An 11,873-nucleotide genomic window follows, 5' to 3' on the forward strand; every position below is an offset into this window, starting at 1 on the left:
GATACCGATATATCGATTCGATTTTTCATCGCAAGGAACAACGGAAATGTCTGCCGCAAGCCCCCAATCGCAGTCGAAGGCGCGACTGCGCAAACGCCCCCGCTCCAAGGCGGCCATGGCCGAAACCCGCAGGGGATGGTCATACGCCGCACCGGACTGGGTGTTCATCATCGGCCTGTTCATTGTCCCCATCGTCCTGCTGGTCGTCATGGCCGGCTCCCGATGGTCGCTGATGGGAGGCAACCGGGGATGGAACTTCCCCGAGAACTTCATCAAGGTCTTCGAACACCCGTTGCTGCTCAAATCGATGGGCTTCACGCTCAAGTACACGGTGATCGTCACCATCATCCTGCTGGCGCTCGGCCTGGGACTCGCCCTGCTGGTACAGGAGTCCAGCAAGTGGAACTCCATACTGCGCACCTGCTTCCTGCTGCCGTCGGCGACGGGCCTGGCCTCCGCGTCCCTGCTGTTCTACGCGTTGTATTCGCCACAGGTCGGACCGGTCACCAGGATCCTGAGCTTCTTCGGGCTCATGGAGGCGGACGGATCGGTGCTCGCCACCGGTTCGAGCGCGCTCTGGGCCACGACGCTGGTCATCGTCTGGCGCTACTCCGGCTACTACATGCTGCTCATGATGATCGGATTGCAGTCGATCCCCGGCGACCTGTACGAGGCGGCGCGCATGGACGGCGCCGGTACCTGGCGCATCTTCCGTTCCATCACCCTGCCGCTGATGAAGCCGACCATCGTGATGTGCCTGGTCTACTGCGTGACCGGTTCGATCCTCGCCTTCGACCAGTTCTTCATCATCACGCGAGGCGGCCCGAACAACGAGACCCTCACCGTGGTCCAGCTGATCTACAGCTTCGCGTTCGAGTCCAAAAAGGACCTCGGCATGGCCGCGGCGCTGTCGCTGCTCGTGCTCGTGTTCCTCGTCATCATCAACTCCATCCAGATGCGCGGCATGCGCGACGACACCAAGTAAGGAGACTGGCATGAAAACCCCGATGTGGAAAAGGGTCGTCGGATACATCCTTCAGGCGCTCCTCGCCCTGCTGTTCGTCTCCCCGCTGCTGTGGGTGCTCATCAGCTCGTTCAGCCCGCAGCCCGGATCGTCGCAGATCGACGGCTGGGGCATCAACAACTACCTCACCCTGTTCGGCTTCCAGGAAGGCCTGCCGCGGTATCTGTTCAATTCGATCGTGGTGTCCCTGGTCGCGGTCGTCTTCTCGGTGCTGGTGTGCACGCTCGCCGGCTACTCCTTCTCCCGGTTCAACTATCCGGGGCGCAACCTCGGCTTCATGGTCACCCTGTCCATCCTCATGGTGCCGTACGCCTCGCTGCTCATCCCCATGATGGTGTGGTTCAAGAGCATCGGCCTCAACAACTCGCTGGTCGGCGTCGGTCTGGTGCTCACCCTGTTCCAGCTGCCCATGTCGGTGTTCATCATGCGCATCGCGTTCGACGCCATCCCCAAATCCCTGGAGGAGGCCGCCCTGTGCGACGGATGCAACTCGCTGCAGGCGCTGGTGAAGGTGCTCATGCCCAGCGTCAAGCCCTCCATGGTCACCGTCGGCCTGCTCGCCTTCCTCGAGGCATGGAACAACTTCATGATGCCCCTGTACCTCGTGAGTTCCGAGAACGCGCCGTTGCCGCTCGCGCTGGTCAACATGCGCAGCCAGGCGATGGGAGCCATCGACTACGGCATCACCGAGGCCGGCGTCGTCGTGCTCATGATCCCCTGCGCCGTACTGTTCCTCGCCCTCCAGAAGTACTACGTCAGAGGCTTCATGGCCGGAGCGGTGAAGGGCTGACAAGCCCTTCAGGACAGCCCGGTGGGCTGTCCGACCGCTTCGGGCGGAGGTGCGGAAGCACCGGAGCGATCGATGGGCTTCGCCGGCGAAGTCCCTGATTGCAGGACCGGAGCGGTGAAGGGCTGACAAGCCCTTCAGGACCATACACTCTTCGATTTCGATAAAGGACAAACGATGATCTCCCTCAACACCTCGCCCACGGTCGACATCACCTCGGGATTCTGGCGCAACTACCGCAACCTCGTCGTCGACAAGGTGCTGCCCTACCAGTGGGCCGTCATGGCCGACGAACAATCGGCCGTGCTGCCCGACGACCCGTCCTCCGGCAATTCGTTCGAAGGCAACGAGGGCCACACCCTGCGCAACATCGAGATCGCCGCCGGTCTCGTCGAAGGCCACCACACCGGATACCAATTCCAGGACTCCGACCTCTACAAATGGCTTGAGGCGGCCGCATATGCGCTCGCCTACCGTCATGACGACCATCTGCGCGAGACCGCGGACCGTTTGGTGGACCTGATCGCCAAGGCGCAGGCCCCCGACGGCTACCTCGTCACCCTGTTCCAGATCGACTGGCCTCAGGAGCGGTTCAAGAGGCTCCGCCAATCCCACGAGCTGTACACGATGGGGCATTACATCGAGGCGGCCGTGGCCTACTACGAGGTGACCGGCAACACCACCGCGCTGAACGTGGCGTGCCGCATGGCCGATTGCATCGACGCGAACTTCGGCGACGAGGAAGGCAAGATCCACGGCGTGGACGGCCACCCGGAAATCGAGGTGGCCCTGCCCCGACTCTACGAGGCGACGGGGGAGCGACGCTATCTGGACCTCGCCCGGTTCTTCCTGCATGAGCGCGGACGCAACCCCGATTTCTTCGACGAGCAGTTCGGCGACGGCGGCAGCGGCTGCCATATGCTGGACGTCGACGAGTTCGCCCGCAAGTACTACCAGATCGACAGGCCCTTCACCGGGCAGACCACCGCCGAAGGCCACGCCGTGCGCGTCGTGTACCTGTGCGAAGGCGCGGCGCACGTCGCCCGCCTGACCGGCGACGAGGAACTGCGGGAAGCCGCCGAACGGCTGTGGCGCAACATCGTGCGGCAGCGCATGTACATCACCGGACAGGTCGGTTCCACCCATGAGGGCGAGGCGTTCACCGCCGACTACGATCTGCCGAACGACACGATGTACGGCGAATCATGCGCGTCCGTCGGCATGGCCATGTTCGCCAGAAGGCTGCTCGAGATCGAACCGCATGGCGAATACGCCGACGTGCTCGAAAAGCAGCTGTTCAACGGCGCCATCAGCGGCATGAGCCTCGACGGCTCCCATTTCTACTATGTGAACCCGCTCGAGGCGGATCCGGTGCTGTCCGCACGCAACCCCGACAAGAAGCATGTGCTCACCCATCGCGCCGAATGGTTCGGATGCTCGTGCTGCCCAGCCAACATCGCGCGGCTTGTGGCCTCGGTGGACCGCTACCTCTATACGGTGCATGGCGACACCATCTACGCGCACCAGTTCATCGCGAACACCGCCGACTTCGGCCACGGGATCGGCATCGAGCAGCGTGGCGATTACCCGTGGGACGGGCACATCGAATACACGGTCCGCAACCTCTCCGGAGAACCGTTCCGTTTCGCCGTGCACATCCCGGAATGGTCCGCGAACGATTACAAGCTCACCGTGGACGGGAAGGCATGCGACAAGCCCGTGGAGGACGGGTTCGTCGTCATCGAGATCGCCCCCGGGCATGAGGACCGCATCGTGCGGCTGGACCTCGACATGCGGGTGAAGGCGATGGAGGCCTCGTCACGCGTACGTGTCGATGCGGGCAAGGTGGCCTTCATGCGCGGACCGGTGGTGTTCTGCGCCGAGGCCGCCGACAACGCCGAGGACCTGTGGCGCTACCACGTGCCGCGCGAGGTGCGTCTGGACGCGGACGCCCGCACCGAAGCGGCATACGAATCCGGACTGCTCGGGGGAGTGGAGACGATCACTGTGCCGGCGCGGGTGCGCGGGGATGATGAGGCGGAACCGCTTTACCATGAGGTCGAGGATGCCCGGATGGATGAGGCCACGCTCAAGCTGGTGCCCTACTACGCGTGGGCGAACCGTGAAGACGGACAGATGAGCGTCTGGCTCAATTGACGGGAGAGCCGTACATCCGGGCGTGTGGTTTCGGACCATGCGCCCGGATGATTACCGCAGTTCCCAGGATCGGCGGATGGCGACAAATTCCGGAAGTCACCTGTGATTGCCGGAATCTGTCGCTTTGACTCGGTGCCAGTGCAACTATTTCCGGGTAATAGGGATGCGTTCCGGAATCTGTTGCGCTGAAAGCTGGTTCCGCGCAAGAAACCAGCGCATTGCCCCTGCTCGCGGGTGTTTTGCGCACCACCACGAGTAGAAGGGGAACTAACGGCGCAGGAAGCCGAGGACCTTCGTCAGGTCGCGCTCGTTGATGGACTCGTGGGCGGCCAATTGGGTCTTCGGCTTCGCGCAGAACGCGATGCCGAGGCCGGCGGCCTGGATCATCGGGATGTCGTTCGCGCCGTCGCCCACGGCCACGGTCTGCGCCATGTCGATGCCGTCGCGCTTCGCCCACTCGCGCAGCGCGTGCAGCTTCACGGTCTTGCACACGATGTCGCCCACCACCTTGCCGGTGAGCTCGCCGTCGCGCGTCTCGAGACGGTTCGCCAGCCAATGGTCGATATGGGCCTCCTCGGCGAGACGGTCCACCACCTCGTGGAATCCGCCGGACACCACGCCCACCTTCCAGCCGTGCGCATGCAGCGTATCGATGAGCTCCAACGCGCCGTTGGTGAAATGCAGCTTGTCATGCACCGTGTCGAACACGGAGACCGGCAATCCCTGCAGCAGCGCCACGCGGGCGCGCAACGCGTCGCAGAATTCCAGCTCGCCGCGCATCGCGCGGGCGGTCACCTCGGCGATGCGCTCGCCGCAACCGGCCGCCTCGCCCAGCTCGTCGATGACCTCCTCGTCGATGAGAGTCGAATCGACGTCCATGACCAGCAGTCCCGGTTCGGCGAGGGTCGGCGGCTGAGGGAACCCCCATCCGTCGCCGTGGGGAGTGTCGTGCTCGTCAAGGAATTGCGTGGCTTCTTGCGTCATGCCTCCGATTGTCGAAAAACCTTGGGACAATACCCCCTATGCTTTTCGACGCCATCCACGACGCCATGAACATCAGCCCCGCCGTAACCTCGGCCGCCTCCGCCGCGATCGCGGCCGAACCCGTCTGCCCGACCGGCGACGGCGGGCTCATCCAGGTCATCACCGACTGGCTCGTCTCCCTCATGGAGACGGTCGGCGGCCTCGGCGTGGCCCTCGCCATCGCCCTCGAATCGATCTTCCCGCCGATCCCCTCCGAGGTGATCCTGCCGTTGGCCGGCTTCACCGCCTCGCGCGGCACGCTGAACCTCGTCGAGGCGATCGTCTGGGCGACCGTCGGCTCCCTCATCGGCGCATGGGCGCTGTACGGCGTCTCACGATGGGTGGGCCTGCGCCGCATCCACAAGGCGGCGGACGTCATCCCCGGCGTGAGCCGCAAGGACGTGAACAAGGCGAACGACTGGTTCACCCGCTACGGCACGTGGAGCGTGCTCATAGGCCGCGTGATCCCCGTGGTCCGTTCGCTCATCTCCATCCCCGCCGGATTCAACCGCATGGACTTCCTCCACTTCACCGGCTGGACCCTGCTCGGCTCGGCCGTGTGGAACACGGTCCTCGTCTCCGCCGGCTATTTCCTCGGCGCGGGCTGGTGCTCGATCCTCGGGGTCCTCAACGTGTTCGAGGACGTGGTCGTCGTCGCCTTCATCGTGGTCATCGCCGTGTTCGCCGCGCGCAAGATACGTACAGTGGTGCGTGGCCGCAACGCACGGCGCAACGACGGAGACGACGCAACGGAAGGTGACGCATGAGCGAAGGACACGAGGGGGACGGCCGGCCCGCCGAGGACCTGGCGGCATTGAACGACCGGCTCATGGCGAAGAACCATGCGCTCGCCGAGGCGCTCAACCGCGCCGGCAAGGAGCTGACCAAGGCGAAATCGCAATTGGCGCAGCTCGCCCAGCCGCCGCTCACCTTCGCCACGATGGTGAAGGTCGATGCGGTGCGCACCGACGAGCTGGGCGTGCGGCACGCCAACGCCGAGATCATCGCCGGCTCCCGCCGCATGATCGTGCCCGTCGCCTCGAACCTCAACCCCGAGCGCCTCGCTGCCGGGCGCACCGTCGTGCTCAACGAGGCGATGGTGCTCGTCGAACAGCGCGACCACGACGCCGTCGGCATGGTGCGCACCGTCGACGAGACCCTCGACGACGGCCGCCTCGTCATCCGCGACGCCGGGGGCAACGCCGCCGTCGCCCGCCGCGCCAGCGCGCTCGCCTCCGCGGCGCTCGAACGCGGCGACCGCGTCATCGTCGAGGCGTCCGGCCGCCTCGTCATCGCGGCCCTGCCGAAGAAGGACGACGCCGACCTCGTCCTCGAGGAGACGCCCGACGTCTCCTTCGCCGACATCGGCGGCCTCGACCGGCAGATCGAACGCATCCGCGACGCCGTCCAACTGCCGTTCCGGCACCGCGGGCTGTTCGCGCGCTACGACCTCGCCGCGCCCAAGGGCGTGCTCCTGTACGGCCCTCCCGGCAACGGCAAGACGCTCATCGCCAAGGCCGTCGCCCACGCGCTCGCCGAAGGCGCGGACGGCACCGGCCGCGGCGTGTTCCTGTCCGTCAAGGGGCCGGAGCTGCTCAACAAGTTCGTCGGCGAATCGGAACGCCTCATCCGCCTCATCTTCCGCCGCGCGCGCGAACGCGCCGCCGACGGCCGCCCGGTCATCGTGTTCATCGACGAGATGGACTCGCTGCTGCGCACGCGCGGCTCCGGCGTCTCCTCCGACGTGGAGACCACCATCGTGCCGCAGTTCCTCGCCGAACTCGACGGCGTCGAATCGCTCGGCAACGTGATGGTGATCGGCGCCTCCAACCGCGTCGACATGATCGACCCGGCCGTGCTGCGCCCGGGCCGCCTCGACGTGAAGATCCGCATCGACCGGCCGGACGGCGAGGCCGCCGTCGCCATCGTGCGCCACTACCTGACCGACGACCTGCCGCTCGAGGAGGGCCTCGACGCGGACGCGCTCGCCCGCGTGCTCGTGCGCGACATCTACACGCGTTCCGCACGGCGCCACCTCGCCGACGTGCGCGACGAGCACGGCACGTGGAACGCGCTGTTCCTCGCCGACGTCACGAGCGGCGCGAGCCTCAAGAACATCGTGGACCGCGCGAAGACGCTCGCCGTCAAGGCGTCGATCGAACGCGGCGGCGACGTGGCGATCGGCGTCGACCTGCTCGCGAAGGCCGTCGAGGACGAATTCGCCGAGACACGCGACTCGCTGCTCGACGCCGACCCCGTGCAGTGGAGCCGCGTCAACGGCTTCGACGCCGGGGCCGTCACCGCGATCCGCGGCGTGGAACACTGACGATATGCGCAAGGCATCGAACGCAGGAACCGGGAGGGGAACGGGCATGAGCGTGAAACGAGTGATGGGCACGGAGACCGAATACGCGGTGTCGCAGCCGGGCGTCGCCTACTACCAGCCGGTCAAGCTGAGTTTCGACGTGGTCGGCGCCGCGGCCGACGAGGCCACGCGGCACATCCGCTGGGACTACCGGCAGGAGGACCCGGTCAACGACGCGCGCGGCACCAGGCTCGACCGCGCCGCCGCCCGCCCCGACATGCTCACCGACGCGCCCCAGCTCAACATCACCAACGTGATCGCCCCCAACGGCGGCCGCATCTACGTGGACCACGCGCACCCCGAATACTCCGCGCCCGAAACCACCGACCCGTTCCAGGCCCTCGCCTACGACCACGCCGGCGACCGGCTCATGCTCGCCGCCGCCCAAGCCGCCAGCGCCACCGACCCCGAACTCAAGGCGTCCGGCCGACCGGTCGTGCTCCACCGCAACAACGTGGACGGCAAAGGCGCCAGCTGGGGCACGCACGAGAACTACATGATGCGCCGCGACGTGCCGTTCGCGGACGTGGCCGCGCTCATGACCGCGCACTTCGTCTCCCGCCAGATCTGGGCCGGCTCCGGCCGGGTCGGCATCGGCGAGGCGAGCGAACAGGCCGGATTCCAATTGAGCCAGCGCGCCGACACGATCCACGCGAAGATCGGCCTGCAGACCACGTTCGACCGCCCCATCATCAACACGCGCGACGAATCCCATTCCACCGGCGAATTCCGCCGCCTGCACGTGATCGTCGGCGACGCGAACCGCATGGACGTGCCCCAGGTGTTGAAACTCGGCGTCACCTCCATGCTCCTGTGGACGCTCGAACACGCGCAAGAGGCCGGCTACGACCTCGACGCGCTGCTCGGCTCCCTCCGACTCGCCGACCCGGTCGAGGCGATGCACACCGTCTCCCACGACCTGACGCTCGCCGCCGCGCTGCCGCTCGAAACCGGCGGCGCCACCACCGCATGGCTCATGCAGGTGGCCCTGCGCCGCGCCGTCTACGAGGTGGCCGCCGCCACGCTCGGCACCGACACGAAGGGCGAACCCGCATGGGAGGACCGCGAGACCCGCAACGTCATGGCCATGTGGGGGCAGGCGCTCGCCGACACCGCCGCCATCCGCCACGCCGACGACGATGCACGCCTCGCGATGAAGGTGGAAGGCGCCCGCGTCGAATGGCTCCTCAAATGGCAGCTGCTCGAGAAGCTGCGCCGCAAGACGGGCGCCTCCTGGGCGGACCCGCGCCTCGCCGCCGTCGACCTCTCATGGGCGGCGCTCGACCCCGCGAAATCCGTGTTCGCGAAACTCGTCGCCGCGGGCGGCGTCGAACGCCTCGTCGACGACGACGCGCTCGCGCACGCCGCCCAAAACCCGCCCGAGACGACGCGCGCCTGGCTGCGCGCCGCGCTCGTGCGCACGTTCCCCTCCGACGTGGTCGCCGCCAGCTGGTCGCACCTGACCGTGCGCGTCCCGCGGTCGGACGACGGCATGCCCGACACGTACGGCAATGCGTCACCGGCCGAGGCGACGAGCGTGCGCCCCGGCGACCTGGTGAGCCTCGACATGTCCGATCCGCTCGCGTTCCGTAAGGAGAACGTCGAGACCGCGGTGGCCGAGGCCTCCGACTCCGCCGCGCTCCTCGAACGGCTGTCGCTGGAACGGCGCGCCGCCTGACCGGGCGAATCAAGCGTTTCGTGGAGGCCGGGCGGGACCGCGCGACAAAACCCTCCCGTCCCGATACCATGGGTGCTTATGGCACAACAGGAGAATCTGCGCGACCTCGCGATGAAGGTCGCCGACATCGCAATGGCAGCCGGCAAGCACGCGCTGCAGGACCAGATGGCCCCGCACGACATGCTCATCTCGCGCGAGAACCCCGGCGAACAGTTCAACGTGGAGGTCGACGGCCGCCTGCTGCGGTACATGTCCGGCCGTCTGGCGGACATGGAGCATTTCGACGGCTTCTGGCAGACCCGCCCCTCCACGTCGCGCCCGGGCCAGCGCTACTGGTGCGTCGGCAAGCTCGACGGCGCCATCAACTACATCCGCAACATGAGCGAATGGGCGGTCACCGTGTCCCTGTTCGAATTCAACGAGGAGGGGTCCGCCCAGCCGATCCTCGGCGTCGTGCACGCGCCGGCGATGGGCGAGACGTACCTCGCCGCGAAGGGCCAGGGCGCGGTGCGCATCCGCAACACGCCCGTCGGCGAACGCCGTGAGAAGGTCGTGCCGTCCATGACCTCCACGCTCGACGGTTCGGTGGTGAGCTTCGGCATGTCCTACGTGCCGGGCGAGGCCGACCGCGCGCTGCAGACCGTCGCCTCGCTGTCGGCCGGCCGCCCAGCCGACGTCAAGCGTGTGGGTCCGGCGTCGCTCGACCTGTGCAAGGTGGCCGACGGCACCTACGACGCGTACTTCGAGCCGATGCTGCATTACTGGGACGTGCCGGCCATCTCCGCGGCCGCCGTGGTCGTGTGGGAGGCGCAGGGCACGCTGCACCGCTGGAACGGCGGCGCCATCCATTGGCGTCAGGACAACGACGTGGTGTGCACGAACGGTCTCATCGACCGCGACCTCAAGCAGTACCTCATCCAGCGCGACGACGACTGACGCGCGGCGCGGCCATCGGACGCGAATGGCCGCATGGCGGGCCCCGGGACCGGCTCCCGGGGCTTTCGCGTATCGTGACGTATCGTAGACGTATCACAGGAGCCGGCGGCCATGGGACATGCGGATGGTCCGGGCCCGTCGGCCACATACCACAGGGAGGCATCATGCCGCAGCAGTTCGCACAGGCGGGCGGGTCACAGCAGGAACGGCCGCAGGACGCGGCGCAGGAGAACCAGGGCGGTCAGACGCGTTCGGACGTGGAGTTCGACGCGCTTGACGCGGTGCTCGACGACATCGAATCCACGTTGGAGACCAACGCCGAGGAATACGTGAAGAGCTTCGTGCAAAAAGGCGGCGAGTGATGCCACAGCTGCGCGACAGCGGCACGCGCGCCGCCCATGAGGCGGGCGCCACGCCGGCCGCGGAACTCGACGGCTTCGGCCGCATCTTCGGCGTGGAGACCGAATACGGTGTCTCCGTCACCGGGGCCGACCGCCCCGTGGACGCCGGGCAGGTGGCGATGACCATGTTCCGCCCGGTCGTCTCCCGCGCCCGGTCCACGAACACGTATCTGGACAACGGTTCGCGCCTCTACCTCGACGTCGGCTCGCACCCCGAGTACGCGACCGCCGAGGCGCGCGACCCGATGGACGCGCTCGCCCAGGACGCGGCCGGCGAACGCGTGATGGCGTCGCTCGCCGCCGACGCGCAGTCGAAACTGCGCGCATCCCATGGCGAGGGGGCCGTCATCCACGTGTTCAAGAACAACGTGGATTCCGCGGGCCACGCGTTCGGATGCCATGAGAACTACCTCGTGCGCCGGTTCGTGCCCTTGGAGACCATCGAGAGGCAGCTGCTGCCGTTCCTCATCACCCGCCAGCTCTACACGGGGGCGGGGCGGTTCACGCCGGACGGTTTCCAGATCACGCAGCGCGCCGACTTCCTCGACGAGGCCGTATCATCCGCCACCACACGTTCGCGCCCGATGGTCAACACGCGCGACGAGCCGCACGCCGACCCCGAGTCCTTCCGCCGCCTGCACGTGATCATCGGCGACTCCAACCGGTCGCAGTGGGCCACGTGGATGAAGCTCGCCGTCACGCACCTCGTGCTGTGCGTGATCGAGGACGCCGTGCGGCATGGGCGTCCCAGCGGATTCGAGGATCTTGCGTTCGCCGACCCGGCGGCCGCGAACCGGGCGGTGAGCCGCTGGCTGGGACCGGGGGAGCGCGGCGCGTCGGACGGCGCCGGGGCGGACCCCGCGGGCACGCCCGATCCGCTGTCGATGCAGCGACGCTACCTCGATGTCGTCGAGGCGTTCGTGCGCGAACGCCATGACGACATCGACGCGTCCCTGCCGAAGACCGGTGTCGACGACGTGATCGCCTCGTGGCGGTGGGCGTTGGACGCGTTGGAACGGCGCGATTTCGCCGCATTGTCCACGCGCGTGGACTGGGCGGCGAAACACTGCCTCGCCGAGGCGTTGCGCCGCCGCCGTCCGGACACGGACCTCGCACGGCTCGAACAATTGGAACTCGACTACCATGACGTGGCCAACGGACGGCTGTACGCCTCGCTCGTGGCCCATGGACGGCTCGGCGAACCGTTGGACGCGGCGACGGTGGCCGCCGCGAAGCACGAGCCTCCCTCGGACACGCGCGCGGCCCTGCGCGGCGCGTTCGTGCGGCGTGCGCTCGACACGGGGGCGCAGTTCTCCTGCGACTGGACCACGATGGTTGTCTCCTCGCCGGTGCGCCGCGAAGCGGTCCTGCTCGACCCGTTCTCCTGCGAGCCCACGGAACAGTACCGCGCCCTCATGGATTCGATGCGGGCGTAGCCGGAAGGGATACGAGGCGATAGTGGGCGATATGCGAATCGGGGCGTCCGACCACCATGGTCGGAC

At 67.3% G+C, this 11,873-nt stretch carries 10 protein-coding genes; 9 read left to right on the forward strand and 1 reads right to left on the reverse strand.

The window, feature by feature from the left end; genetic code table 11:
- Nucleotides 1-46: 46 nt before the first annotated feature.
- The 3 genes from GFD21_RS00275 (at nt 47) to GFD21_RS00285 (ending at nt 3,968) form a co-directional block, all read left to right on the forward strand.
- Nucleotides 47-985, forward strand: a complete 939-nt coding sequence (locus GFD21_RS00275; protein ID WP_163195934.1) for a carbohydrate ABC transporter permease — start codon at nt 47-49, stop codon at nt 983-985.
- Nucleotides 986-995: 10 nt separating this feature from the next.
- Entirely contained in the window at nt 996-1,814 is an 819-nt protein-coding gene (locus GFD21_RS00280) for a carbohydrate ABC transporter permease (RefSeq protein WP_163195935.1), read from the forward strand.
- 174 nt (nt 1,815-1,988) lie between these two features.
- A complete protein-coding gene (locus GFD21_RS00285; RefSeq protein ID WP_163195936.1) occupies nt 1,989-3,968 on the forward strand; it encodes a glycoside hydrolase family 127 protein in 1,980 nt (659 codons plus the stop codon).
- Between the two features lie 267 nt (nt 3,969-4,235).
- Here GFD21_RS00285 and serB read toward each other — a convergent pair whose 3' ends face one another.
- The gene (gene serB, locus GFD21_RS00290; protein ID WP_163195937.1) at nt 4,236-4,952 is read right to left on the reverse strand and encodes a phosphoserine phosphatase SerB; all 717 of its coding nucleotides are present in this window, start codon (nt 4,950-4,952) and stop codon (nt 4,236-4,238) included.
- A gap of 65 nt (nt 4,953-5,017) precedes the next feature.
- Here serB and GFD21_RS00295 point away from each other — a divergent pair, with 65 nt between their 5' ends.
- The 6 genes from GFD21_RS00295 to pafA all read left to right on the forward strand — a co-directional run bounded on the left by GFD21_RS00295 (nt 5,018) and on the right by pafA (nt 11,807).
- Nucleotides 5,018-5,758, forward strand: a complete 741-nt coding sequence (locus GFD21_RS00295) for a DedA family protein (protein ID WP_163196494.1) — start codon at nt 5,018-5,020, stop codon at nt 5,756-5,758.
- Entirely contained in the window at nt 5,755-7,317 is a 1,563-nt protein-coding gene (gene arc / locus GFD21_RS00300; RefSeq protein WP_163195938.1) for a proteasome ATPase, read from the forward strand. Before GFD21_RS00295 ends, arc begins: the two co-directional genes overlap by 4 nt.
- A 46-nt stretch (nt 7,318-7,363) precedes the next feature.
- On the forward strand, nt 7,364-9,034 hold the full coding sequence (gene dop / locus GFD21_RS00305) for a depupylase/deamidase Dop (RefSeq protein WP_163195939.1): 1,671 nt from the start codon (nt 7,364-7,366) through the stop codon (nt 9,032-9,034).
- 78 nt (nt 9,035-9,112) lie between these two features.
- A complete protein-coding gene (locus GFD21_RS00310) occupies nt 9,113-9,970 on the forward strand; it encodes an inositol monophosphatase family protein (protein ID WP_163195940.1) in 858 nt (285 codons plus the stop codon).
- A 164-nt stretch (nt 9,971-10,134) separates the two neighbouring features.
- Nucleotides 10,135-10,332 (forward strand): ubiquitin-like protein Pup, encoded by a 198-nt coding sequence (locus tag GFD21_RS11315; protein ID WP_163195941.1) that lies wholly within the window; start codon nt 10,135-10,137, stop codon nt 10,330-10,332.
- Nucleotides 10,332-11,807, forward strand: a complete 1,476-nt coding sequence (gene pafA / locus GFD21_RS00320) for a Pup--protein ligase (protein WP_163195942.1) — start codon at nt 10,332-10,334, stop codon at nt 11,805-11,807. The genes GFD21_RS11315 and pafA overlap by 1 nt, the downstream gene beginning before the upstream one ends.
- Nucleotides 11,808-11,873 lie beyond the last annotated feature (66 nt).

It is taken from the genome of Bifidobacterium platyrrhinorum (assembly GCF_010667645.1).
In the GTDB taxonomy this organism is placed as follows: domain Bacteria; phylum Actinomycetota; class Actinomycetes; order Actinomycetales; family Bifidobacteriaceae; genus Bifidobacterium; species Bifidobacterium platyrrhinorum.